The 25575-nt window shown below is 70.4% G+C and carries 19 protein-coding genes; 13 read left to right on the forward strand and 6 right to left on the reverse strand.

From position 1 onward, the window contains the following. Positions 1 to 45 precede the first annotated feature (45 nt). Positions 46 to 1305 (forward strand): helix-turn-helix domain-containing protein, encoded by a 1260-nt coding sequence (locus tag BM076_RS13795; RefSeq protein WP_093713789.1) that lies wholly within the window; start codon positions 46 to 48, stop codon positions 1303 to 1305. Positions 1306 to 1326: 21 nt separating this feature from the next. Here BM076_RS13795 and BM076_RS13800 read toward each other — a convergent pair whose 3' ends face one another. Next, positions 1327 to 3579, reverse strand: a complete 2253-nt coding sequence (locus BM076_RS13800) for a galactose-binding domain-containing protein (RefSeq protein WP_093713790.1) — start codon at positions 3577 to 3579, stop codon at positions 1327 to 1329. A 170-nt stretch (positions 3580 to 3749) separates the two neighbouring features. Here BM076_RS13800 and BM076_RS13805 point away from each other — a divergent pair, with 170 nt between their 5' ends. The 6 genes from BM076_RS13805 (at position 3750) to BM076_RS13830 (ending at position 12266) form a co-directional block, all read left to right on the forward strand. Then, the gene (locus tag BM076_RS13805; RefSeq protein WP_093713791.1) at positions 3750 to 4775 is read left to right on the forward strand and encodes a LacI family DNA-binding transcriptional regulator; all 1026 of its coding nucleotides are present in this window, start codon (positions 3750 to 3752) and stop codon (positions 4773 to 4775) included. Between the two features lie 339 nt (positions 4776 to 5114). After that, positions 5115 to 6524: an ABC transporter substrate-binding protein gene (locus tag BM076_RS13810; protein ID WP_093713982.1), complete on the forward strand. Its 1410-nt coding sequence runs from the start codon at positions 5115 to 5117 to the stop codon at positions 6522 to 6524. 84 nt (positions 6525 to 6608) lie between these two features. Then, positions 6609 to 7565, forward strand: a complete 957-nt coding sequence (locus BM076_RS13815) for a carbohydrate ABC transporter permease (protein WP_093713792.1) — start codon at positions 6609 to 6611, stop codon at positions 7563 to 7565. Between the two features lie 14 nt (positions 7566 to 7579). Next, complete coding sequence (locus BM076_RS13820) at positions 7580 to 8470, forward strand: carbohydrate ABC transporter permease (RefSeq protein WP_093713793.1); 891 nt, start codon at positions 7580 to 7582, stop codon at positions 8468 to 8470. A 66-nt stretch (positions 8471 to 8536) separates the two neighbouring features. Beyond that, the gene (locus BM076_RS13825; protein WP_093713794.1) at positions 8537 to 10240 is read left to right on the forward strand and encodes a glycoside hydrolase family 13 protein; all 1704 of its coding nucleotides are present in this window, start codon (positions 8537 to 8539) and stop codon (positions 10238 to 10240) included. Positions 10241 to 10511: 271 nt separating this feature from the next. After that, a complete protein-coding gene (locus BM076_RS13830; protein ID WP_093713795.1) occupies positions 10512 to 12266 on the forward strand; it encodes an NAD+ synthase in 1755 nt (584 codons plus the stop codon). Positions 12267 to 12314: 48 nt separating this feature from the next. Here BM076_RS13830 and BM076_RS13835 read toward each other — a convergent pair whose 3' ends face one another. The 3 genes from BM076_RS13835 to BM076_RS13845 form a co-directional block, all read right to left on the reverse strand. Further along, complete coding sequence (locus BM076_RS13835; RefSeq protein ID WP_407640655.1) at positions 12315 to 13235, reverse strand: endonuclease/exonuclease/phosphatase family protein; 921 nt, start codon at positions 13233 to 13235, stop codon at positions 12315 to 12317. A gap of 334 nt (positions 13236 to 13569) precedes the next feature. Then, the gene (locus tag BM076_RS13840) at positions 13570 to 14196 is read right to left on the reverse strand and encodes a TetR/AcrR family transcriptional regulator (RefSeq protein WP_093713797.1); all 627 of its coding nucleotides are present in this window, start codon (positions 14194 to 14196) and stop codon (positions 13570 to 13572) included. Continuing rightward, positions 14193 to 15794: an MFS transporter gene (locus tag BM076_RS13845; RefSeq protein ID WP_093713798.1), complete on the reverse strand. Its 1602-nt coding sequence runs from the start codon at positions 15792 to 15794 to the stop codon at positions 14193 to 14195. The genes BM076_RS13840 and BM076_RS13845 overlap by 4 nt, the downstream gene beginning before the upstream one ends. Positions 15795 to 15953: 159 nt before the next feature. Here BM076_RS13845 and panB point away from each other — a divergent pair, with 159 nt between their 5' ends. From panB to BM076_RS13870, 5 genes are all read left to right on the forward strand, one after another. Beyond that, entirely contained in the window at positions 15954 to 16853 is a 900-nt protein-coding gene (panB, locus tag BM076_RS13850) for a 3-methyl-2-oxobutanoate hydroxymethyltransferase (RefSeq protein WP_093713799.1), read from the forward strand. Between the two features lie 510 nt (positions 16854 to 17363). Next, on the forward strand, positions 17364 to 17855 hold the full coding sequence (locus BM076_RS13855; protein ID WP_245796043.1) for a sigma-70 family RNA polymerase sigma factor: 492 nt from the start codon (positions 17364 to 17366) through the stop codon (positions 17853 to 17855). Next, positions 17852 to 18535: a zf-HC2 domain-containing protein gene (locus tag BM076_RS13860; protein ID WP_093713801.1), complete on the forward strand. Its 684-nt coding sequence runs from the start codon at positions 17852 to 17854 to the stop codon at positions 18533 to 18535. The genes BM076_RS13855 and BM076_RS13860 overlap by 4 nt, the downstream gene beginning before the upstream one ends. A 121-nt stretch (positions 18536 to 18656) precedes the next feature. Then, a complete protein-coding gene (locus BM076_RS13865; RefSeq protein ID WP_093713802.1) occupies positions 18657 to 19733 on the forward strand; it encodes an ATP-binding cassette domain-containing protein in 1077 nt (358 codons plus the stop codon). Next, entirely contained in the window at positions 19730 to 20563 is an 834-nt protein-coding gene (locus BM076_RS13870) for an ABC transporter permease (protein ID WP_093713803.1), read from the forward strand. The genes BM076_RS13865 and BM076_RS13870 overlap by 4 nt, the downstream gene beginning before the upstream one ends. Before the next feature lie 51 nt (positions 20564 to 20614). On the opposite strand, the gene BM076_RS13875 is transcribed toward BM076_RS13870, so the two are convergent. Then, complete coding sequence (locus tag BM076_RS13875) at positions 20615 to 24196, reverse strand: AfsR/SARP family transcriptional regulator (protein ID WP_093713804.1); 3582 nt, start codon at positions 24194 to 24196, stop codon at positions 20615 to 20617. A 287-nt stretch (positions 24197 to 24483) separates the two neighbouring features. Between BM076_RS13875 and BM076_RS13880 the strand changes: the two genes are divergently transcribed. After that, complete coding sequence (locus BM076_RS13880; protein WP_093713805.1) at positions 24484 to 25275, forward strand: site-2 protease family protein; 792 nt, start codon at positions 24484 to 24486, stop codon at positions 25273 to 25275. A 39-nt stretch (positions 25276 to 25314) separates the two neighbouring features. Here BM076_RS13880 and BM076_RS13885 read toward each other — a convergent pair whose 3' ends face one another. Further along, entirely contained in the window at positions 25315 to 25521 is a 207-nt protein-coding gene (locus BM076_RS13885; RefSeq protein WP_093713806.1) for a hypothetical protein, read from the reverse strand. Positions 25522 to 25575: the final 54 nt, after the last annotated feature.

Below are 25575 nucleotides of genomic sequence, written 5' to 3' on the forward strand. Positions count from 1 at the left end.
GGTTCAGCGGCCCGGAGCCAGCAGCGAGGGAAGGGGGGACGGGGCATGACCGTAATGCGTCAGACACCGGAACAGGCGGAATCACTCGGTCCGATTCCACGGGAGTTCGCGGCCATCATGCGCCCCGAACTCCCGAGTCTCTTAAAAGAGATGGCCACCGAAATCGTCACCTCGATCCCCGAATACGGCCACTTACTGGAAGGGCCGAACGCCCGGGTGATCAAAATCGGCATCGAGCAGAGCATCGCCACGTTCGTCGACCGGGTCGCCGCGCCCACCGCGACCACCGCGCTGCGCGACGACCTGTGCCGGCAGTTCGGCCGCTTCGAGGCGTACGAGGGCCGCAGTCTGGACAATCTGCAGGCCGCGTACCGCATCGGCTGCCAGGTCGCGCTGCGCCGGGTGCGCAGCGTGGGCCGCCGCTACAACCTGTCGGCGTCCTTCATGCTCACCTTCGCCGACGCGCTCTTCGCGTACATGGGCGATCTGGCCGAACTCTCCCGCGAGGGCTACGAGCAGGCGATGGCCGAACTCGGCGAGGAGCCGGACAACCGGCGGCGCCGGCTGCTGCGGCGCATCCTCAACGGCGCGTCGGTGGCCCGCAGCGCGCTCGCGGAACTGGCCGAGCACTCGGCGTGGCCGCTGCCCGAGGAGGTGACGCTGGTCGCGATCGCGCCCGACACCCGGCCGGCCGGGTCGGCGCTGGACAAGGACATCCTGGTGGACTTCGCGGACCCCGAGCCGCATCTGCTGGTGCCGGGGCCGCTCACCGAAGCGCGACGGGCCCGGCTGCACGCGGCGCTGAACGGCTGCCGGGCGGCGGTCGGGCTGACCACCGCACTGAGCGAGGCCGCCGACTCGCTGCGCTGGGCCCGGCACACCCTGGCGCTCGCGGACGCCGGGATCATCGACGACGACTCGGTGGCGCTCAGCGAGAATCATCTGCTGCCGCTGTGGCTGCTGGGCGACCCGGCCCTGGTCGAGCAGATCGCCAAGCGCTATCTGGGACCGCTGGTCGGACTGACCGCCACCCAGCGCGCCCGGCTGATCGAGACCCTGCGGATCTGGCTGACCACCCGCGGCACCGCCGCGCAGGTCGCCGACCGGCTCGGTGTGCATCCGCAGACGGTGCGCTACCGCATCCGTATTCTCGACCGCGCCTTCGGCGACCAACTCGCCCGGCCCGACGACCGGTTCGCCACCGAGATCGCGCTGCGCGCGCTGCATCTGCGGGAGAACGGCGAAACGCCGGACGGCGGCCCCCTGTCGGAGGACCGCCGCCCGGCGGGCGACGCGACGCGCTGAAGTGCGCAAACAAGCCGCGCGTTACGAGGAGTAGACCTCGAATTCGGAGAGCTGACCCGCGGGCCAGCCGGTGTTGCCGGTGATGGTCAGCCGTACGTAGCGGGCGGTCGCGGAGGTCACCGGGATGGTGACGGTGTTTCCGCTCGACGGGTTGAAGGTGTAGCCCGCGGACGACTTGAGCGTGCTGTAGCTGTTGTTGTCGGTGGAGCCCAGGACGCTCAGCGTCTGGGTACGGGTCGCCCACGCCGCGGCCGGCGGGAGCTTCAGGACGATCCGGCCGACGGTCTTGGCCGCGCCGAGGTCGACGGTCAGGGACTGGGGGAAGGCGTTGTTGGCGCTCTCCCAGTAGGTGTTGGCGTTGCCGTCCACCGCGTTGCCCGCGACGTAGACATCGGCGTGACCGGTGTCGGAGGCCGGGTGGCCCTGGGCGAGATTGCCGGTGGCGGGCGGTGTGGTCGGCGGGGTGGTGGGCGGCGAGGTCGGCGGGTTGCCGGAGCCCGGCTGCGGCCAGGTGCCGCAGTCGTTCCAGTTGCCGTCCCAACCGCTGTTGCCGGAGCCGCGGTTGATGGTGAAGGCGGGCAGGTTCGCCGGGTACGGGCAGTTGTACGTGCCCGTCACGCCGGTGCCGGTGGCGGTGACATTGCTGAAGGACGCCGAGCCCGGGGTCTCGGCCTGCACCACCACGGTGCCGGTGTTGGACGCGGTCGCGCCGCTGACCGTGACGCCGTTGATGGTGTAGCCGTGGCCGCCGCCCGAGACGAACTCGAAGTCGCTGTAGGGGCTGTCGACGAAGGTGGTGTTGCTGATCCGGATGTCGTTGTTGATCGCGTAGTCGTAGCTGTCGACGCGCAGCGCGCCCATCGGGTGACCCCAGTTGGGGTTGAGCGCACCGGTCCTGATCAGGGTGTTGCCGGAGACCGTGACCGTGCCCGACAGCGGGTTGAACGGCTGGAGGAACGCCTGGTTGGAGATGGCGATGCCGCCGCCGAGCGCGTTGGTGTCGGCGATCACGTTGTTGGAGACGGTGTTGTTGCTGCCGCCGTAGATCGCGATGCCGTTGGCCAGGTTGGGCTGCACGATGGTGTTGTTGCTGAAGGTGTTGCCGGTGTCCGGCGCGCCGAGCGACCACATGGCGAGCGAGTCGTCGCCCTGATTGCGCAGGAAGTTGTTCTTGACCTGGACGCCGTTGGCGCTGCCGTCCAGATTGAGGCCGTCGGCGGTGGTGCCGATGATGCGGTTGTTCTGCACCAGCAGATTGTTGTTGTTGCCGGTCAGCCACAGGCCGCACTTCTCGCGCTGCACCCAGATGCCGGAGACCACCGAGTTCGGGCCGAGGCTGCCGGTGATGAAGCTGTCGGGCGAGTTGTCGTTGCGGACGCTGACCTCGCCGAAGACGGCGAAGTCGTAGAGCTTGGTGTTGCCGCTCGCGCTGGTCTGGTCGATCAGGTGCGAGCTGTGCAGCACCGAGTACCAGTTGCCCGCGCCGCGGATGGTGACGCCGTCGGCCTGGATGGTGGAGCCCAGCTTGAAGTCGCCGGACGGGATCCAGACCTCCTTGCCCTGCGACTTGGCCTGGGAAATGGTGGTGTTGAAGGCGCTGGTGGAGTCGCCCGCGCCGGAGGCGTCGGCGCCGTTGGCGACGACGGATATGGAGTTGGCCGGGGCGCTCGCGGCGGCGGCGACCTGCTCGAAGTCGGCGACGTCGATGGTGGCCTGGCCGGTGTCGCCCGCGTCGAGCTGGAGCTTGACCTTGGCGCCGGAGTTCAGGTTCTGGCCGAGCTTGATCCGGGCGTCGTCGAAGAAGTGGTGGGTCTTGGAGCCCGCGATCCAGCCGGTGTCGACATAGCTGTACTGCGCGGTGACGGCGAGCTTCTGGCTGATCTTCGTGCCGTTGACGTAGACCGAGACGGTGCCGGAGGCGCCGCGCGGCAGGTTGTAGGCCACGTCCACGGCGTTGGCCGGGGCGGTGAGGGTGAATTCCACGTATTTGCCCTGGCCGCTGAGGTTGACCGCACGGCGTCCTGACGCCTCGGAGGCCACGGTGGACTGCGTGTAGTCGGGGCCGACCGCCGAGCCGTTGGTGGCCGCGGCCTCCGCCTCGTACTCGGTGAACGGCACGCTCGCCCCGCCGCTGACGGCGAACGGCGAGACGCTGGATACGGTCGGGGCGGCGCTTGCGGCCTGGGTGGTCACGGCGAGGGCGAGTCCGCCGGCCGCCACCGCGGCGGCGGTGGCCGAGGCCAGCCACACCGTTGAGCGACGTCTGTTGTCCATGGGGTGGGGGGTGTCCCTTCTGACTGGAGTCACAGAGGTGACGCACACCCTAGAGATGACATGCATGGGACAGCAAGATGTCGATTGGATTTCGCAAAATTTGGATGGCTTGCAGAGATCTCGCAAATAGACCGCAAGAAACTTGCGCCACCTGTACTAGAATCGACGCCATGACACGACGACTTGCCGAGGTGGCAAAGAAGGTCGGGGTGAGCGAGGCCACCGTCAGCCGCGTGCTGAACGGGAAGCCCGGCGTCTCCGACGGAACCCGGGCCGCGGTCCTCACCGCTCTTGACGTGCTCGGTTACGAACGGCCCACCCAGCTGCGCGGGGAACGGGCCCGGCTCGTCGGCATGGTCATGCCCGAACTGCAGAACCCGATCTTCCCGGCCTTCGCCGAGGTGGTCGGCGGCGCGCTGGCACAGCAGGGTTTCACCCCGGTGCTGTGCACGCAGACCGCGGGGGGCGTTTCCGAGGCCGACTACGTGGAGCTGCTGCTCCAACAGCACGTCTCCGGTGTGGTGTTCTTCGGCGGGCTGTACGCCCAGGCCGAGTCGCCGCACGATCATTACGCGCGGCTGGCGGAGCGCAATCTGCCCACCGTGCTGATGAACGCGGCGATCGACCATCTCGACTTCCCGCGCGTCAGCTGTGACGACGCGGTCGCGGTCGAGCAGGCGATGAACCACCTGATCTCGCTCGGCCACCAGCGCATCGCGCTGGTGCTCGGCCCGCCGGACCACGTGCCCTCACGGCGCAAGCTCGCCGCGGCCCGCCGGGTCGACCCGTCGGTCACCGTCGAGCACGCGCTGTTCACCCTGGAAGGCGGTCAGGCCGCGGCCAGCCGGCTGCTCGCGCGCGGCATCACCGCTTTCATCTGCGCGAGCGACCTGCTGGCGCTCGGCACCATCAGGGCGGCCCGCAGGCGACGGCTTTCCGTGCCCGAGGACGTGTCGGTAATCGGTTACGACGACTCCTCGTTGATGAACTGCACCGAGCCGCCGCTGACCACCGTCCGGCAGCCGATCGAGGCGATGGGCCGGGCCGCGGTGGACCTGCTGGCCGGGGAGATCAGCGGCGCGTCGGTCGACCACGACGAGCTGTTCTTCGAGCCGGAACTGGTGGTACGCGGTTCCACCGGACCCGCCCCGCACGCCTCCCGGCTGCCGCACCCGGAGTCGCGCGCGAACGTCTGAGCTGACCTGCGCGAGGGTCCGGTTCCCACCGCACACGGCGCCGGGGCGGGGAGTACGACTCCCCGCCCCGGCGCCGTCGCGTTCGCGCCCCGGGGCGCCCCCTGACGCCCTCCGCGGGCCCGCCGGCCGGTGGAGCCACTTCCACTTACCGGCCGTTCGCCGTCGTAACCGAGTCGTGTCTTTGCGAAATTCGCGCGACATCTTGCGGACATCTATCGGGTTAAGTACGTTGAGCCAACCCGAAACGGCGGCGTGCACCGGCGCCGAGCATCATGTGCCGCGGGGGTCCCAGATCGCAGTCCTACGACGCGCAGTGGTTCAGGGGAAAGGGTTTTGATCATGAGCAGAATCGGCTACCGCAGACTGGTGGCAGTCGCGCTGGTCGCCGGCATCGGCCTGGCCAGTGCCGCGTGTTCCAGCGACGACAAGAAGGACGACCCGGGGACGAAGTCCTCCAGCTCCAGCTCCAGCGCCGGCACCCCCTTGGACCCGAAGACCAAGGTGTCGATCACGGTCGACTGTGAGCCGCCGACCACCAAGAAGGCCGAGCGCCAGCAGTGGATCGACGACGTCGCCGAGTTCAACAAGACGTACCCGAACGTCACGATCAACAGCAAGGACGCGTTCCCTTGCGAGGACCCGGCCAAGTTCACCGCCCAGCTCCAGGGCAGCAGCCAGGCCGACACGTTCTACACCTACATGACCGACCTCCAGCAGGTGCTGGACGCCGGCCAGGCCGAGGACATCAGCGCCTACGTCAACGACAAGACGGTGCCGAACCTCAAGGACATCGACCCCAACGTGCTCAATGTCCTCAAGGACGGCGGCAAGCTGTACGGTCTGCCCACCTCGAACTACGAAATGGGCCTGATCTACAACCGCAAGATCTTCGCGGACGCCGGTCTTGACCCGAACAAGCCGCCGACCACGTGGGACGAGGTCCGGCAGGACGCCAAGGTCATCCAGGACAAGCTCGGCAGCAAGGGCATCCACGGCTTCATCGAGAACGCCGGCGGCAACCAGGGCGGCTGGCACTTCACCTCGGAGCTGTACGGCCTCGGCGGCACGATGGTCGACGACTCCGGCAAGAAGGCCACGTTCAACGACGACAACGCCAAGACGCTGCTGACCACGCTGCACGACATGCGCTGGACGGACAACAGCATGCCCGCCACCCCGGGCAAGGAGTGGGGCGACGTCCAGAAGGCCATGGGCACCGGCCAGGTCGGCATGTACGTCGGCGCGCCCGACGACATCCCGCTGGTCGTCCAGCAGTACAAGGCCGACTACAAGAACCTGGGCATGGCGCCGATCCCCGGCGGCAAGACCTCGCTCTTCGGCGGCAACGACTACATGTTCAAGAAGGGGTCCTCGCCGGACCAGATCAAGGCGGGCATCGCCTGGATCAACTTCAAGTTCCTCACCCCGGGCAAGGGCCAGTTCAACTACACCCGGAACAAGACGGACGGTCTGCCCGTCGGCCTGCCGGAGCCGTTCTTCTTCACCGGTGCGTCGAAGGACAAGGACAACCAGCTCAAGGCCGCCAGCGCCACCATCCCGGTCGACAACTTCAAGACCTACGTCGACACCCAGGTGCCGGTGAAGCCCGAGCCGCCGAACGCGCAGAAGATCTACACCGTGCTCGACACCGTGATGTCCGGCGTGCTCACCAACAAGGGCGCTGACATCGACAAGCTGCTCTCCACTGCCGAGTCGCAGGTCAACAGCCTGCTGGCCGCCAGTCAGTAACGAGCACCCCGCGGGGGCCGGTCCGGCGACCGGCCCCCGCTCAGCGGTACCGGCCCGACGCATCACTTCAGTCGAGGAGCACCCATGGCGGCGACAACCGTCCCCGAGAAATCGAGTAGGCGCCACGCCGGGCGCCCCGTTGGTCAGCCCGACGGAACGCAGCACCGTTCCGGCCTGAGCCGTAAAGTACGGAGCAACATCCAGGCGTACGGTTTCCTGATCGGCGCGATCGTCTGCTTCGGGTTCTTCTCCTGGTACCCGATGGTCCGCGAATTCATCATGAGTTTCCAGCGGACCAAGCGCGGTGTCACCACCTGGGTGGGCTTCGACAATCTCAAGCAGGTCTACCACGACCCGTACTTCTGGACGGCCTGGCGCAACACCCTGCAATTCACGGTGTACGCGCTGATCATCGGCTTCATCGTGCCGTTCTTCGTGGCGATCCTGCTCAACGAACTGCGGCACGCACAGGCGTACCTGCGCATTCTGGTGTACCTGCCGGTGATGCTCCCGCCGGTGGCCGGCGTGCTGCTGTTCAAGTACTTCTACAACCCGGAGTACGGGCTCTTCAACCACATACTGAAGACCCTGCACCTGCCCACATCACAATGGCTGGACTCGTCGCACACGGCGATGATCTCGGTGGTGATCGCGGCCACCTGGATGAGCATGGGAAGCGCCACCCTGATCTATCTGGCGGCGCTCCAGAACATCCCCGGCGAGCTGTACGAGGCCGCCGACCTGGACGGCGCCGGCCTGTTCAGCAAGATCTGGCACGTCACGATCCCGCAGACCCGCATGGTGCTCTCGCTCATGCTGCTGCTGCAGATCGTGGCCACCATGCAGGAATTCACCAACGTCTACCTGCTGACCGGCGGAAACGGCCCGGAGAATTCCACCACGACGGTCGTGTACATGGTCTACCAGTACGCGTTCCGCTACAACAATTTCGGAAGCGCCGCGGCGCTGGGCCTTTTCCTGCTGCTGGTGCTCGCCGGATTCTCCGGTCTGTACTCGCGGCTGAGCCGGAACAGCGACTAGGACGGAAGACGGACATGGCAGCGTTCACCCAGCAAAACCGGACCCTGATCTCGTCGGCCACCCTGAGCCGGCCCCGGGCCAAATTCGTCTACTGGACCGTACTGACCCTGGTCGTCGCGGTCTTCACCCTGGTGTTCCTCGGCCCGCTCTACTGGATGGTCACCGGCGGATTCAAATCGGCACAGGAAGTCCTGGCCAATCCGCCGACGCTCTTCCCGAAGCACCCGAAAGCCAGCAACTACTCGGACGCGTGGAGCGAGCTGAAGATCGCCCGGCTGCTCTTCAACACCTTCTACTACGCGTTCGGCGCGCTGCTGTTCCAGCTCGTCTTCGACGTGGCGGCGGCGTACGCGATCTCCAAGCTCCGTCCGGTGCTGGGCAATCTGATCCTCGGCATGATGCTCGCCACGCTGATGATCCCGGCCGCCGTGCTGATCGTGCCGCAGTACATGACCGTCCTGGACATCCCGCTGCTGCACGTCAATCTCATCGGCACCCCCTGGGCGATCTGGCTGCCCACGGTCGCCAACGGCTTCAACATCTTCCTGCTCAAGCGGTTCTTCGACTCGATCCCCGAGGACCTGATGGCCGCGGCGAAGATCGACGGCGCGGGGCCGCTGCGCACCCTGTGGTCGATCGTGCTGCCGATGTCCCGCCCGATCCTCGGCGTCGTGTCGATCTTCGCGGTGGTCAACGTCTGGAAGGACTTCCTCTGGCCGATGCTGGTGGAGCCCGACCCGAAGAACCAGCCGATCAACATCGGCATCAACTCGCTCTCGCAGGGCGTACCGCAGAACGTGCTCATCGCCGCGCTCGCCATCTCCGCGGTGCCGACCCTGCTGATCTTCCTGCTCTTCCAGCGCAACATCATGTCCGGCCTGACCGCGGGCAGCCTCAAGGGCTGACCCGACCGGTCGCCGTACCGCAAGCCTTCCCGTAACGCACCCCCAAGCACTCCGCCGCCGGCCCCCATGCCCACATCCCCGCCTTCCGGGGCCGGCGGCGGGGTCCCACCTGCCCGAAAGGACGTTGACGTGGCAGACACCCCTCGACCCGAGGCCGACGAGAACTGGTGGCGCGGCGCGGTGATCTACCAGGTCTATCCGCGCAGCTTCGCCGACAGCAACGGCGACGGCACCGGAGACCTCGCCGGGGTGCGTGCCCGGCTGCCCTACCTGGCCGAACTCGGCGTCGACGCCCTGTGGTTCAACCCGTGGTACCCGTCGCCGATGGCCGACGGCGGCTACGACGTGGCCGACTACCGGGACATCGACCCGGTCTTCGGCACGCTCGCCGAGGCGGAGAAGCTGATCTCCGAGGCGCTCGCGCTGGGCATCAGGACGATCATCGACATCGTGCCGAACCACATATCGGCCGCGCACCCGTGGTTCCGCGAGGCGCTGGCGGCCGGTCCCGGCTCCCCCGCGCGCGACCGCTTCTGGTTCCGCCCCGGCCGCGGCGAGAACGGTGAACTGCCGCCCAACAACTGGCCGTCGCAGTTCGGCGGCCCGGCCTGGACGCGGACCACCGACCCCGACGGCACGCCCGGCGACTGGTTCCTGAACCTCTTCGACTCCGAGCAGCCCGACCTCAACTGGAACCACCCGGACGTCCGCGCCGAGCACGAGGACATCCTGCGGTTCTGGTTCGACCGGGGCGCCGGCGGCGTCCGGATCGACTCGGCCGCGATGGTCACCAAGGACCCGGAGCTGCCGGACCTGTCCGCCGACCCGGGCGTGCCGCACCCGTACATCGACCGGGACGACCTGCACGACATCTACCGCGGCTGGCGGCGGATCGCGGACGCGTACGACAACACCCGCATCCTGGTCGGCGAGGTGTGGCTGCCGGACGCGGTGCGCTTCGCGCACTACCTGCGGCCCGACGAGATGCACACCGCGTTCAACTTCGACTTCCTGGCCTGTCCGTGGGCGCCGGAGCAGCTGCGGACCTCCATCGACACCACGCTCGCCGCGCACAAGCCGGTGGGCGCGCCCGCCACCTGGGTGCTGTGCAACCACGACGTGACGCGTACGGTCACCCGCTACGGGCGCGCCGACACCGGTTTCGACTTCGCCACCAAAGCCTTCGGCATCCCGACCGACCTGGAGCTCGGCACCTGCCGGGCGCGGGCCGCGGCCCTGCTCACCCTGGCCCTGCCCGGCTCGGTCTACCTCTACCAGGGCGAGGAGCTGGGGCTGCCGGAGGTCGAGGACATCCCGGCGGCCAAGCTCCAGGACCCGATGTACCTGCGGTCCGGCGGCACCGATCCCGGCCGCGACGGCTGCCGGGTGCCGCTGCCGTGGTCCGGGGACGCCCCGCCGTTCGGCTTCAGCCCCGAGGGCTCGGCCGAGGCGTGGCTTCCGCAGCCGGCGGACTGGGCCGGGCGCACCGCGGAGATCCAGTCCGCGGATCCCGCGTCGATGCTGTCGCTCTACCGCGCGGGGCTGCGGATCCGCTCCGCGGAGGGCGGGCTCGGCGACGGGCCCATGACGTGGCTCCCCTCCGCCCCTGAGGTCCTCGCCTTCAGCCGCGACGGTGATTTCGTGTGCGTCGTCAACCTCGGTGCTGCTCCTGCGGAGTTGCCCGCGCACACCGAGCTGCTGCTCACCAGCGGCCCCCTGGCCGACGACGGCCGCGTCCCGTCCGACACCGCCGTCTGGCTCCGCCAGTAGTACGGGAAAAGGGTGCCCCAGTAGGGGCGCGGGGACGCGGCGCTGCGCTGGCGGAAAAGGGTGCCCCATCAGGGGCGCGGGGAACTGCGCGACCAGCCCCCACCGGCCGGTGGTCGCGAAACAACAGCGTCGGCCCCGCTGGGGGCGGTGTGTAAGCCGCACCACCGCGGTGGCCGAGCGCGCAGTTCCCCGCGCCCCTGATGGGGCACCCTTCTCCCGGAGGTGACCGGGGTGACAGACATCGCGTCGTATTGACGATTATGATGAGGCCGTGCCTCAACTACGTGTCGCCCTGAATCAGATCGACAGCCGCGTCGGCGACATCGCCGGCAACGCCGAGACCGTCCTGCGCAGGACCCATGACGCAGCCCAGCGCGGAGCGCACCTGGTGGCGTTCCCCGAGATGATGCTGACCGGATATCCGGTCGAAGACCTCGCGCTGCGGTCGTCCTTCGTGGACGCGAGCCGCTCCGCGCTGGTGGAGCTGGCCAAGCGCCTCGCCGAGGAGGGCCTCGGCGAGCTGCCGGTGGTCGTGGGCTACCTGGGCCGCAGCGAGAACGCGCGCCCTCGCTACGGCCAGCCGGCCGGCGCCCCGCAGAACTGCGCGGCGGTGCTGCACCGCGGCGAGGTGGCGCTGCGCTTCGCCAAGCACCACCTGCCCAACTACGGCGTCTTCGACGAATTCCGCTACTTCGTGCCCGGCGACACCATGCCGGTGATCCGGGTGCGCGGCGTGGACGTGGCACTGGCCATCTGCGAGGACCTGTGGCAGGACGGCGGCCGGGTGCCCGCCGCCCGCGCGGCCGGCGCCGGCCTGCTGCTGTCGGTCAACGCCTCGCCGTACGAGCGCGACAAGGACGACACCCGGCTGGAGCTGGTCCGCAAGCGCGCCCGGGAGGCCGGCTGCACGCTGGCGTACCTGGCGATGGTCGGCGGCCAGGACGAGCTGGTCTTCGACGGCGACACCATCGTCGTGGACCGGGACGGCGAGGTGATCGCGCGGGCGCCGCAGTTCGCCGAGGAGACCGTCCTGCTCGACCTGGACCTGCCGGCCGCGCCGGACGGGGCGCCGTCCGGCGAGGTGGCCGACGGCCTGGAGATCCGCCATGTGACGCTGTCGGCCGAGCCGGTCGCCGCGTATCGCGCCGAGCACACCGGCGGCGAGGCCGAGCGGCTGAGCGACGACGCCGAGGTCTACGGGGCCCTGGTCACCGGCCTGCGCGCGTATGTGGAGAAGAACGGTTTCCGCTCGGTGCTGATCGGCCTGTCCGGCGGTATCGACTCGGCGCTGGTCGCCGCGATCGCCTGCGACGCGATCGGCGCCGGCAACGTCCACGGCGTCTCGATGCCGTCCGCGTACTCCTCGGACCACTCGAAGGGCGACGCGGCGGAACTGGCCCGCAGGACCGGCCTCAACTTCCGTACGGTGTCGATCGCCCCGATGTTCGACGCGTACATGGCGTCGCTGTCGCTGACCGGCCTGGCCGAGGAGAACCTCCAGTCGCGGCTGCGCGGTGTGACGCTGATGGGGATCTCCAACCAGGAGGGCCACATCGTGCTCGCGCCGGGCAACAAGAGCGAGCTGGCGGTCGGTTACTCCACGCTGTACGGCGACTCGGTGGGCGCGTACGGCCCGATCAAGGACGTCTACAAGACGACCGTCTTCCGGCTGGCCCGCTGGCGCAACGCCGACGCCGCCGCGCGCGGCGAGACCCCGCCGATCCCGGAGAACTCGATCAGCAAGCCGCCGAGCGCGGAGCTGCGCCCCGGGCAGGTCGACACCGACTCGCTGCCGGACTACGACGTGCTGGACCGGGTGCTCGAGCTGTACGTGGACCGCGACCAGGGCCGCGAGGCGATCATCGCGGCAGGCTTCGACCCGGAGCTGGTCACCCGGATCCTGAAGCTCACCGACACCGCCGAGTACAAGCGGCGGCAGTATCCGCCGGGCACCAAGATCTCCGCGAAGGGCTTCGGCAAGGACCGCAGGCTGCCGATCACCAACGCCTGGCGGGAAGGCTCGTAAGGCCGCAGAACCTCTTACGTTCTTACGGCACTTACATTCTTACGGCACTTACGACACCTGGAGGCGGGCGGCGACCGGCAGATGGTCGCTGCCCGTCCTGGGCAGGGTCCAGGACGCCTTGGGCTCGATGCCCTTGACCATGATCTGGTCGATCCTGGCCATCGGGAAGGACGCCGGCCAGCTGAAGCCGAAGCCGTTGCCCGCCGCGCCCTGCGTGGAGCGCATCTGCGAGGTGACCGAGGCCAGCGCCCGGTCGTTCATGGTGCCGTTGAGGTCGCCGAGCAACACCACGTCGCGCAGGCTCTCGTCGGCGATGGCCTGCCCGAGCGCGTCCGCCGCGCTGTCCCGCTGCCCGGCGGTGAATCCGGCGTTGAACTTCACCCGCACGGACGGCAGGTGCGCCACGTACACCGCGACCTGCCCGTGCGGGGTGCGCACCGCGGCCCGCATCGCCCGGGTCCAGCCCATCTTGATGTCCACCGTGCGCACCCCGGACAGCGGATATTTGCTCCACAGCCCGACCGTGCCCTGCACCGAGTGGTACGGGTAGGCCGCCGCGAGATCGCGCGCGTAGCGGGGGGCCTGGCTCTCGGCCAGCTCCTCCAGGGCGACGATGTCGGCGCCGGCCGCGACGACGTCCTTGGCGGTGCCGTCCGGGTCCGGGTTCTCGGCGTTGACATTGTGGGTGAGCACCGTCAGGTCGCCGCCGGCGGACGTCTTGTCGGTGAGCAGACCGCCGAAGAGGTTCAGCCAGATCACCGACGGCAGCAGCAGCGCGATCAGCGCCGTCACCGAGCGGCGCAGCACGGCGGCGACCAGCAGCACCGGCACCAGCAGCCCGAACCAGGGCAGGAACGTCTCCAGCAGACTGCCGAGGTTGCCGATCCGGTTGGGCACGTCGGAGTGGATGAACAGCACCAGGCCGAGCAGGACGGCGACGACGGCAATGACGATGCCGCGCCGCCACATGCCGTCCGGCTGCCACCAGCGCAGGAACCGGGCGCGGGCTCCGGAGGCGGTGCGGTCCGGCGGGGTGCTGCCGTCCGTGGTCGCGTCCGTGCTGCTCTGCGCCTGGGTCATGAGGGTCCTCACTGCCTTGCCGGGTGCTCTGCCGACCTTAGGGGATCGGTACAGGAACCGACGGACCGCGGGGTGCGGCGGGTTCCGCCGCACCCCGCAACGGCCTCAGCTGTGACACAACGCGGACACCCCGGACCTCTGCCGGTCATGTGCGCCGGGCGGCACGCCCCTGGAACCGGTGGGCACGCCCTTCGGACGGACGCCGCGACATTGCGGACACGCCCTAGAAGGGGCAGTCGCGCGGGCGCATCCCTTCGAGCAGCAGGTCGGCCAGCCGTTCGGGCAGGTCGTCCGGCAGGTCCGCGCCCGGGTGCAGGGTGGTGCGGATCAGCATGGGACCGGTCACGAAGTCGACGAGCAGCTCGACGTCGGAGCCCAGCTCCGGGCGGATGTGACCGTCGGCCATGCCGCGCTTCAGCAGATCCGCCAGCGCGGTGCGCCGGGTGGCGATCACCGTCTCGTGATAGCGCTTCCACAGCTCGGTGCTGGCCTGCGCCTCGGTGATCATGGAGCGCATGATCGCCGAGTCGCGCTTGGCCAGGCCGCGCCGCCGGATCCACTCGACCGCCCGGATCAGGTCGTCACGGAAGCTGGCGCCCGGGACCTCCTCCGGGATCTCCCCGTCGACCGTGGCGAGCACGTCGAGCAGCAGCGCCTCCTTGCCCGGCCAGCGCCGGTAGACGGTGGCCTTGCCGACCCCGGCCTCCCTGGCGATCCCCTCCATCGTCAGCTCGGCCAGGGTGCTGCCCTCGGCGATCAGCCGCAGCACCGCTTCGATGACCGCCTCGTCGACGGCCGCGGAGCGCGGGCGACCGCGCCGCGCGGCCGCCGTACTCGGCGGGTCGATCACTGCTCGGCACCCACTTTCTCGGGCTCGGCCTGCGGCTTCTGCGCGAGGTCCACCTCTTCCTTGCGGGGCAGGAAGACCAGGGTGACCACGGCACCGACCAGGGCGACGACGCCCGAGCACGCGGCGGTGATGTGCATCGCGTGGATGAAGGCGTCATTGGCGGGCTGCACCAGTGCCTGACCCTTGGGGCCGAGCTTGGCGGCGACACCGAGGGTGGCCTGAATGGACTCGCCCGCCGAGTGCCGGGCGCCCGCGGGCAGGACGTCGAGGTGGTCGTTGATGCCGTTGCGGTAGACGGTGGACAGCACAGAACCGAGGACGGCGACACCGATCGCACCGCCGACCTGGCGGAAGGTGTTGTTGACCGCGGAACCGGAACCGGCCTTCTCACGCGGCAGCGACGACATGATCATGACGGTGGCCGGCGGCATGACGTGCGCCATCGCCGTACCCATCAGGAAGAACAGCACTTCCAGCACCCAGATCGGGGTGCTCTCGCCGAGCAGCAGGAAGCCGAAGAAGGAGACCGCGGTCAGGGTGAGGCCGCCGGTGCACACCGCGCGCGCCCCGAAGCGGTCGACCACCAGCCGGGCGCGCGGCGCGAAGATCATCTGCGCGGCGGCCAGCGGGAGCAGCAGCAGACCGGTCTTGAGCGGGCTGTAGCCGCGCACGGTCTGGGTGTAGAAGACGATGAAGAAGGTGACGCCCATCAGGGCGAAGAAGACCAGGCCGATGGCCGCGACGGACGCGGAGAAGCGGCGGTCCTTGAAGTAGGTGACGTCGAAGGCGGGGTGGTCGCTGCGCGCCTCGTACCAGACGAAGGCGCCGAGCACGATCAGGCCGCCGAGGATGGTCGACCACACCTCGGGCTTGGTGAAGTCGCCGAACTGGCCGCCCTTGATGATGCCGTAGATCAGCAGCACCAGGCCGACGATGGAGAGCACCACACCGGCCGGGTCGAGCCTGCCGGGGCGCGGGTCGCGCGAGTCGGGCACCAGGATGAACATCGCGATCAGCGCGACGACCACGATCGGCACGTTGATCAGGAAGACCGAGCCCCACCAGAAGTGTTCGAGCAGCGCGCCGCCGGTGATCGGGCCGATGGCGATGGCCAGGCCCACGACACCGGTCCAGATGCCGATCGCCTTCGGCTGCTCCTTGCGCTCGAAGACGTTCATGATGATGGCGAGCGTGGCGGGCATGATGAACGCGCCGCCCAGGCCCATCACCGCGCGGTAGCCGATCAGCTGGCCGGCGGAGCCGGAGAACGCGGACAGCGCCGAGCCGGCGCCGAACACGATCATGCCGAAGAGCAGGACCTTCTTGCGGCCGAGGCGGTCGCCGAGCAGACCCGCGGTGAACAGCAGGCCAGCGAAGACCAGGGTGTAGGAGTTGATCGCCCATTCGAGCTGGCTCTGCGAAGCGCCGAGCCCGGTCGGCGACGGCTGGGCGATCGTCTTCATCGCCACGTTGAGGATCGAGTTGTCCAGCACCACGACCAGGAGGCTGAACAGCAGCACGGTCAGGATCGCCCACCGGCGGCGGTGGATCGCCTCCGGTATGACGTGCGGTGCGTCGGTGATCGAGTTTTCGGCCATGAGGCAAGCCTAAGTCAGTTTTCGATACGGACCCGTCTCGTATCGTAAAGCTGCGGCAAAAACGATCCCCCTCTTTCCGGACCGGGCACGGCGTGCCAGCATGGAAGGGATCCGGGGACGCCGTCAGGGCGCCTCGAGATGACTGAAGGAGCCGTCACCATGACGCAGCTTTCCGCTGCCCGCGACGCGGGCGCCGGCACCACCTCCGGCACTTCCTCCGGCACCTCCGACAACCCCAAGGCGCTCTACGGGGGCACCGGCACCCGCCGCATCACCGTCCGCGACCTGGCCCTGGCCAAGGAGCGCGGCGAGAAGTGGCCCATGCTCACCGCGTACGACGCCATGACGGCGTCGGTCTTCGACGAGGCCGGCATCCCCGTGATGCTGGTCGGCGACTCGATGGGCAACTGTCATCTGGGCTACGACACGACCGTCCCGGTCACCATGGACGAGATGACGATGCTGGCCGCCGCCGTGGTGCGCGGCACCAGCCGCGCGCTGATCGTCGGCGACCTGACCTTCGGCTCGTACCAGGAGGGCCCCGTCCAGGCGCTGCGCAGCGCCACCCGGCTGATCAAGGAGGCGGGCGTCGGCGCGGTCAAGCTGGAGGGCGGCGAGCGGTCGCTCGCGCAGACCGAGGCGATCGTCCGGGCCGGCATCCCCGTCATGGCCCACCTCGGCCTGACCCCGCAGTCGGTCAACACCATGGGCTACCGCGTCCAGGGGCGCGGCGACGAGGCGGCCCACCAGCTCGTCCGCGACGCCAAGGCCGCGGAGGCGGCCGGCGCTTTTGCCGTCGTCCTCGAACTCGTCCCGGCCGAGCTTGCCGCCGAGGTCACGCGGTCGCTGCACATCCCGACCATCGGCATCGGGGCCGGGCCCGACACCGACGCGCAGGTTCTCGTCTGGACCGACATGGCCGGTCTCACCGGCGGCAAGGTGCCGCGCTTCACCAAGCAGTACGCGGATCTGCGGCGCGTCCTCGGCGACGCGGCCAAGGCTTTCGCCGAGGATGTCGTCGGCTCGGCCTTCCCGGCCGAGGAACACACGTTCCACTAGGGCCCGGCCCTAGGACCCGCACCTTGCGGGAGAGGGCGCCCCAAAGGGGCGCGGGGAACTGCGCGGCCCGCCCCCACCGGCCGGTGGTCGCAAAACAACAGCGTCTGCCCCGCTGGGGGCGATTCTTTGTCCGAAGGCGCGCTTCGGCTGGGCGCGCAGTTCCCCGCGCCCCTAAAAACATGACTCCCGCACTCCGCAGGAGACATCGGGCACCGCCCGAGGTTTTGTCCGGAACGGGTGAGTCATCCGGCGCCGGCTTCCGTATGGAAGGTCGAGCACCGCCGAGAGGCGGCGACCTTCGCACGAGCCGGACGTCACCATGACCTTCACCACTCACAGGCCGACCGCGCCGGGCAAAGGCCACGGCTACTGATGGCGCGGCTCGCGACCGGTCAACTCGACCGGCGGCGGCAGGTACGGCAGGATGCCGCCGTGGACGGACCACCTCCGGGATCCCCCGGGCCGCCGGAACCGACGGGACCGCCGGCGTCAGCGCCCGAGGAGGAGCTGATGCGGGCGCTGTACCGCGAGCACGCGGGCGCGCTCTACGCCTATGTGCTGCGGCTGGTCGCGGGCGACCGCTATCTGGCCGAGGACGTGGTCCAGGAGACGCTGCTGCGGGCCTGGAAGAGCGCCGCCAAGCTCGACCCGGCGGCCCGCTCGCTGCGGCCCTGGCTGGTGACGGTGGCGCGGCGGATCGTGATCGACGGCCACCGCAGCCGGCAGGCCAGGCCGCCGGAGACCTCGCCCGCCGCGCTCGACCAGCTGCCCGCCCGGGACGAGCTGGAGCGGTCGCTGCGGCTGATGACCATCTCCGACGCCTTGCAGGACCTGTCGGAGGCGCACCGCGAGGTGCTGGTCGAGACGTATTTCCGGGGACGTACGGTCAATGAGGCGGCCGACGAACTGGGGCTGCCGCAGGGCACCGTACGCTCCCGGGTGTTCTACGCGCTGCGCGCCCTGCGGAACGCGCTGGAGGAGAGAGGGGTGACCACCACATGACACCGCATGTCGACGTGGGCGCCTATCTGCTCGGGGCGCTGGACGACGCGGAGATGACCCGCTTCGAGGAGCATCTGGCCGGGTGCGAGAGCTGCGGCCGGGAGCTGGACGAGCTGAGCGGTCTGCTGCCGGTGCTGGAGGAGATGCGCGAGGACGGTGTCGCCTTCGCCCGGCTGCCGGACGGCGACGCGATGCTGGACCGGCTGCTGGCCGAGGTGTCGGGCGAGCGCCGGGCGCGCAAGCGGCGGCGGCTGGTCGCGGTCGCGGCGGCCGCGGTGCTGGTGATCGGCGGTCCGACGGTCGCGGTGCTGGCCACCGACGACGGGGGCGGCGGCAAGCCGGTGGCGACGCAGACCTTCTCCGCCGACCGGCGCTCGGCGAGCGATCCGGCGACCGGGGTTCAGGCGACGGTCGGCATCGCCGACAAGAACTGGGGCAGCGTGGTGGATCTGCGGCTGTCCGGGGTGCGGGGCCCGCTGACGTGCAAGCTGGTGGTGGTCGCGCGTGACGGCAACGGCCAGACGGTGGCCTCCTGGTCGGTGCCGGTGGACGGCTACGGCGTCGACACGCAGCCCAGGCCGCTGACCGTGCACGGCGCGGCCGGACTGCACAAGGCCGACATCAGCCGCTTCGACGTCCGGGCCGAGGACGGAAAGCTGCTGGTCAGCGTCCCGATGTAGGGCGCGGGCGAGAGTGAACGACATATCGGCGAGCGGTCGCTGACACGTACCGATACCGGGTGTCAGGGGCTGTCGGTGCGATATCGGTGTGATGTCAGCGGGCCGCGCCATTGTTGTCGGCATGACGAAGCGACTGACTGACGACGGCGGACACTCCGCCGTGGAGGTGCGGGGTCTGGTCAAGCACTACGGTGCGACCAAGGCCCTGGACGGGGTGGACCTCGACGTCCGCCAGGGAACGGTGCTCGGTGTCCTCGGGCCCAACGGAGCGGGCAAGACCACCCTCGTACGGGTGCTGTCCACGCTCATCGCACCCGACGCGGGTTCCGCGCGGGTGGCCGGCTACGACGTGCTGCGCCAGCCGCGCCAGCTGCGCCGGGTGATCGGTCTGACCGGGCAGTACGCCTCGGTCGACGAGAAGCTGTCCGGCCGGGAGAACCTGTACATGATCGGGCGGCTGCTCGACCTGTCGAGCAAGGACGCCAAGGCGCGCGCCGACGAGCTGCTGGAGCGGTTCTCGCTGACCGAGGCCGCCAAGCGCCCGGCGCAGGAGTACTCCGGCGGTATGCGCCGCCGCCTGGACCTCGCGGCCAGCATGATCGGCAATCCGTCGGTGCTCTACCTGGACGAGCCGACCACCGGCCTCGACCCGCGCACCCGCAACGAGGTGTGGGCCGAGGTGCAGCGGATGGTCGCCGAGGGCGCGACCGTCCTGCTCACCACCCAGTACATGGAGGAGGCCGAGCAGCTCGCCAACGAGCTGACGGTCATCGACCGCGGCCGGGTGATCGCCAACGGCAAGGTGGCGGAGCTGAAGGCGAAGGTCGGCGGCCGCACCCTGGTGATCCGGCCGACCGATCCCGCGGCGCTGACCGCGATGGCCGCCGCGATCACCGAGGCCGGGCTCGACGGCGTGGCGGGCGCCACCGTCGACGCCAAGGACGAGGCGGTGAACGTGCCGATCCTCAGCGACGAGCAACTGACCGCCGTGGTCGGGCTGCTGGGCACCCGCGGCTTCTCCATCGCCCACATCGGCACCCATCTGCCCAGCCTGGACGAGGTCTTCCTCGCCATCACCGGCAAGAAGACCGACGACGGCGCCGGCCAGCCGTCCGGAGACGGAAACGGCGGCGGGGACGACAACGGCAGCGACACCCGTAGCACCCGGGTCGACAACGAAGTGGAGGTCGCGGCATGAGCGCGGCAACGGCGACCATCACCGCCCCCGCCAAGGCAGCCGCCGCGGACGAGGGACGGATCGGCCTGCGGGCCAACCTGCGGCACATCGGCGCGCTCGCCCGCCGCAATATGCTGCAGATCAAGCAGGACCCGGAGTCGATGTTCGACGCGGTCCTGATGCCGGTCATCTTCACCCTGCTGTTCGTCTACGTCTTCGGCGGCGCGGTCGCCGGCAAGGGCAACCAGCAGGAGTACGTGAACTATGTGATCCCCGGCCTGATGGCCATGATGGGCATGAACATCTCCATGGCCGTCGGCAGCGGTGTCAACGACGACTTCCGCAAGGGCGTCATGGACCGCTTCCGTACGATGCCGATCGCGCGCTCCTCGGTACTGATCGCGAAGATCGTCGTGGAGCTGGGCCGGATGATGATCGCCATCGCGATCCTGCTGGGCATGGGCTTCGCGCTCGGCCTGACCATTCACACCGATGTGCTGCACCTGTTCGGGGCGATCGCGCTGTCCGCGGTGTTCGGCGCGTCCCTGATGTGGATCTTCATCCTGCTGGGCCTGGCGATGAAGACCCCGCAGGCGGTCCAGGGCGTGGCGATGCTGGTGCTGATGCCGCTGCAGTTCGGCAGCTCGATCTTCGCGCCGCCGACCACGATGCCCGGCTGGCTGGAGGGCTTCACCAAGGTCAACCCGCTGTCCAACCTGGCCGACGCGGCCCGCGCGATGATCAACGGCGGCTCGTACGCCCATCCGGTGTGGATCACGCTGGCCTGGTCGGTGGGCATCACCGTCGTGACGATGCCGCTGGCGGTGGCCCGCTTCCGCAAGCGCACCTGAGCGGCCGGACACATCGGCGCCGCCGGGCACGGACCTACCGGTCAGCGGATGTCAGTCCACATCGCGCATGAGGGCGACGGCCTCCTCCACGGAGATGCCGTCGCCTTCGGCGTACGCGGCCTCGAAACCGGCGTCGGTGAGATACGCGCGCAGTCTCCGTTCGGCGTCGGCCATTTCGCGTTTCTCCGCCGGCGGCATCACGGCGGGACGCAGCCTGGCGTTGGCGTTGAGCATCAGCACCGCGCGCCGGGCCCGGGCCTCGTTCCTGGGGCCCGCGCCATCGGTGGCGGAGTCCTCCCGCGTGGCGAGGTCGGTGAGCAGTTCCACGACGCCCGGCGCCAGCATGATCGCCAGCCGCGGGGTGATGACATGGGCCAGCGGGTGACGGATCAGCTCCTCGACGCCCTCGGTCACCATCGCGAGGCCGGTGACCGGCTCGCCCAGCTTGCCGATCAGGAAGCCGCGCATGGCGTGCAGCATGCCCTTGATGAAACCGGGCACCCCCGCGCCGCCCCCGGCGCTGACCGCCACCGCCTCGTCGACCAGGCCGAGCGCCTCCTCCAGCGCGCCGCGGCGGGCGAGCACCCCGGCGAGCACGACCCGGCCGTAGAAGCCCGCACCCTCGCCGGCCGCGATGTACAGCTCGGCGGAGTCGACGCCCTCGCGCAGCAGCCGCTCGCCCTCCTCCTCCTGGCCCGCGTTGTACAGCGCCTCGCCCATCCGCACCATGAGCACCGGCACATGCTGGTGCGAGCCGATCTTGCGGGCCAGCGCGATGCCCTCGCGGCAGCACTCGGCGGCGTGCGTCCAGTCGCCGCCGTTGGAGGCCGCCTCCGCCTCGGCGGACAGCGTCTCCGCGGTGCCCCACTCGTCGCCGAGCCGCTGGAAGAGCCTGCGGCTCTCGGCGATGTCCGCCAGCGAGTCGCCGAGCCGCTCGGTCACATCGTTGTTGATCTTCGCGCGCAGTTGCAGGGCGAAGGCCAGCTCCCACTGCCGGTTGTGGGCGCGGCAGCTCCCCACGGTCTGGTTCATCAGCTCGTGCAGCCGCTCGAAGTCGCCGGAGAAGAAGGCGCCGTAGGGCCGCATGATGCCCGGGAAGCGCGCGGACTGCGGCAGATGCGGCGGGTAGGTGGCGATCAGCGCCTCGCCGACGGCCACCAGATGCGGGTCCTGCCACCACTCGGACTCGCCCTCGAAGGACGCCATGTCCTCTATCCGCACCCAGCGCCTGGCCTCCAGCAGGCGTTCGCCCTCCAGCGGCGGCGGGTCGTCCAGCGGACCGCGGTCCAGCGGCTCCAGGGCGGGCGGCGCCGCGAACGGGTCGGGGCCGAGCGCGGCCACCGCCTTGGGCCAATGGCGGCGCTCCGACAGGTAGTTGCGGATCTCCCAGAACCAGGAGCAGCTCAGCACCAGGATCAGGGCTTCCTGCTCGTCGCCCAGCTCCACCGCCCGGCGCAGCGCGGCCCGCAGATTCTCGTGCTCGCGCTCCAGCCGTTCCAGCCAGACGAGTTGGCCCGCGCCGCCACCGCCGCGCAGCATCGGGTCGGCGGTGCGGACGTACTCACGGAAGTACGTCAGGTGGCGGCGCTCGACGGCCGGGCGCTCACCGGACCCGTCGAGGCGCTCGGCCGCGTACTCCGCGATCGTCTCCAGCATCCGGTGCCGTACGCCGTCGTCGGTGACCTCGGCCAGCACCAGGGACTTGTCGACCAGGGACGACAGCAGCGCGGCGGCGTCGAGCGGGTCGATCCGGTCGGGCCCGGGGACGGCACCGGGGGTTCCGGGGGGCGGCGCGGGCGACGGGTCGGCGCAGACCGCCTCGACGGCCTCCAGTGTCCAGCCGCCGCGGAAGACGGCCAGCCGGCGCAGCAGAATGCGCTCGGCCGGTTCCAGCAGGTCCCAGCTCCAGTCCACGACCGCGCGCAGCGTCTGCTGCCGGGGCAGCAGCGTACGGCTGCCGCCGGTCAGCAGCCGGAAGCGGTCGTCGAGGCGGTCGGCGAGCTGGCGCGGCGACAGACTGCGCAGCCGGGCCGCGGCCAGTTCGATGGCCAGCGGCAGGCCGTCCAGCCTGCGGCACAGCTCGGCGCAGGCGACCGGGTCCTCCTCGGTCGAGAAGCCGGGCCTGGCCGCCGCGCCCCGGTCGGCCAGCAGCCGCAGCGCCGTCGGGTCCGGCAGCGGGTCCAGCGGCCGAACCAACTCCCCCGGTACGCCGAGCGGTTCGCGGCTGGTGGCGAGCACCGAGACGTCGGGGCAGGCCGCGAGGAGCTGCTCGGCGAGGGCGGCGGCCGCGTCGATGACGTGCTCGCAGTTGTCCAGCACCAGCAGCAGGCTGCGGCTCGCGCAGTAGTCGGCGAGCTGCCGGGCCGGGTCCTTGCTCTTGGTCTCCACGGCGAGCGCGGCCTCGGTGGCGCCGCCCGCGTGCAGCAGCGTCTCGCGCAGCCCCAGCGAACTGATCACCGCTTCCGGCAGGGTGCGCGGATCGCTCACCGGCGCCAGTTCCGCGTACCAGACGCCGTCCTTCCACCGGCCGCCCACCAGGTCGCCGGTCTCCTGCGACAGCCGCGTCTTGCCCGTACCGCCAGGACCGGTGATCGTCACCAGCCTGGCCCGTTCCAGATCGCCGCGTACCGCGGCCAGTTCGGCCTCCCGGCCGACGAAACTCGTCAGCCGCACCCGCCCGTTGCCGGGCGCGGACCGGCTGCCGCCGGGGTGCGCGGCGGCGCCGTGCCCCGAGCCGTCCGCCGCGGGCGCGGCGCCGTCCCGCCCCTGCCCGGACCGGCCGCTCGTACCCCGGCCGGCGGAGGGACGGCCGTTCTGCGTACGGCCGCCCGGCGTACGGCCTTCGCGGCTGCCGGGGCCGGGGCCGCGACCGCGGGCCGGGCCGGCCGGGGGCCAGGAATCGCCGGGCAGCGGGCCCGGGTTGAGCAATTCGGCGTGCAGGGCGCGCAGTTCGGGGCTGGGGTCGGCGCCGAGCTGATCGGCGAGGTCGCGGCGGACCGACTCGTACGCGGCGAGCGCGTCGGCGGTGCGGCCCGCGGCGCGCAGGGCACGGATGTGCAGGGCGCGCAGCGGTTCGTCCAGCGGGTGCGCGGCGGCGAGTTCGGCCAGCTCGGGCAGGACGGCGCCCGACCTGCCGAGGTCCAACTCGGCGGTGAGCCGCAGCCGTTGCGCGTCGCGGCGCAGCGCCTCGCTGCGGACGGCGGCCGTGCCGCGGTCGGGCAGATCGGCGAGCGCGGGCCCGCGCCACAGCGCGAGCGCGTCGCCGAGCAGCCCCGCGGCCTTGACCGGATCGCCGTCGGCCAGCGCCCGCGCCCCCTCCTCCGCGAGCCGTTCGAAACGGTAGAGGTCGACGTCGTCGGGAGCCGCCTCCAGCCGGTAGCCGCCCTCGACGGAGCCGACCGCGTCATGGCCGAGGGCCCGCCGCAGCCGCCCGATCAGCGCCTGGAGGGCGCCGGTCGCGCCGGCCGGCGGGTCGCCGTCCCACACGTCGTCGATGAGCGCGTCCGCGGTGACCACCCGGCCGGGCCGCAGCGCGAGCGCCGTCAGCAGCGCGCGCAGCCGACCACCCGCCAGCGTGGCGGGCGTACCGTCGTCGCGCAGGGCCTGAGTGGTGCCGAGAATCACGTATCGCACGGCCCCATTGTTACGGAGGCCCGCCGATCAGCGCGCCCCGGTTACGGACCGGCCGCGTACGGCCGCCCACCACCGCGTACGGCCGGCCGTGACCGCGTACGGCGGCGTACGGACCGGCGGCCGCCGGAACCCTCTGACCGTGCCGGACGTTCTGCCGGTACGGCCCGCGCCGTCCCGTGCCCGTGCCCCCGGCCCCTCCCGTACGCTCGCTGTGCGCCCGCGCGCCGCACCGCCGTCCACCGGGCCGTCCGCCCGTACCGTCCCCGCGTCCCGCCAGGAGTCCGTCCATGAGCGTCACATCGATCCGCGGGGCCGACCGCCGCGGCGGCAGCGACCGGCGGGTCAGCCCGATCTTCCTCGGCATCGTCGCGGTGGCGGCGGTGTCCGGCTGGGCGGTGTGGACCGAGTACGCCTCCGACCGCGGCTTCGCGGTCTTCCTGTTCGTGGTGTCCGCCTGGGTGGTCTCGCTCTGCCTGCACGAATACGCGCACGCCCGCAGCGCCCTGCACAGCGGTGACATCTCGATCGGCGCCAAGGGCTATCTGACGCTCAACCCGCTGAAGTACACGCACGCGCTGCTGTCCATCGTGCTGCCGGTGGTCTTTGTGATCATGGGCGGTATCGGCCTGCCCGGCGGCGCCGTGTTCATCGAGCGCGGCCGGATCCGCGGGCGCTGGCGGCACAGCCTGATCTCGGCGGCCGGACCGCTGGTCAATGTGCTGTTCGCGGTCCTGCTGATGCTGCCCTTCGCGCTGGGCGCGCTGGACTCCTGGCCGACCGACTTCCTCGCGGCGCTGGCCTTCCTGGCGATGCTCCAGGTGACCGCGGCGATCCTCAATCTGCTGCCGGTGCCGGGGCTCGACGGCTACGGCATCGTCGAGCCGTGGCTGTCACCGGCCACCCGCCGCCAGGTGGAGCCCTTCGCGCAGTTCAGCCTGCTCGCGGTCTTCGGTGTGCTGTGGATCCCGTCGGTCAATGTGGCGTTCTTCGACTTCATCGACCATGTGATGGGCTGGTTCGACGTGCCGCGCGACTACACCGACTACGGCTACACGCTGTTCCGGTTCTGGAAGAACTGACGGCCGGGGCCGTACAACTGACGGCCGAGGCCGGTCCCGTCAGCCCTGCGGGCGGCCGGCGTCCGCGGTCGCCGCGGCGGCGGCGTCCATCCGCGCCTTGCGGAAGTAGTACCAGCACATGTTGCTGGTGAGCCCGGCGAGCAGCACCCACACGATGCCCAGGAAGCTGCCGTTCGCGAAGGAGACGACCGCGGCGGCGACGGCGAGCACGCACACGATGAGGGCGTAGAGGGCGAGGCGGGGCATGGGGTGGGACTCCTGTCCTGGCGGACGCGTACGGTGGTCCGCCCATTGTCCCCC

This window comes from Actinacidiphila alni, assembly GCF_900112845.1.
Lineage (GTDB): Bacteria > Actinomycetota > Actinomycetes > Streptomycetales > Streptomycetaceae > Actinacidiphila > Actinacidiphila alni.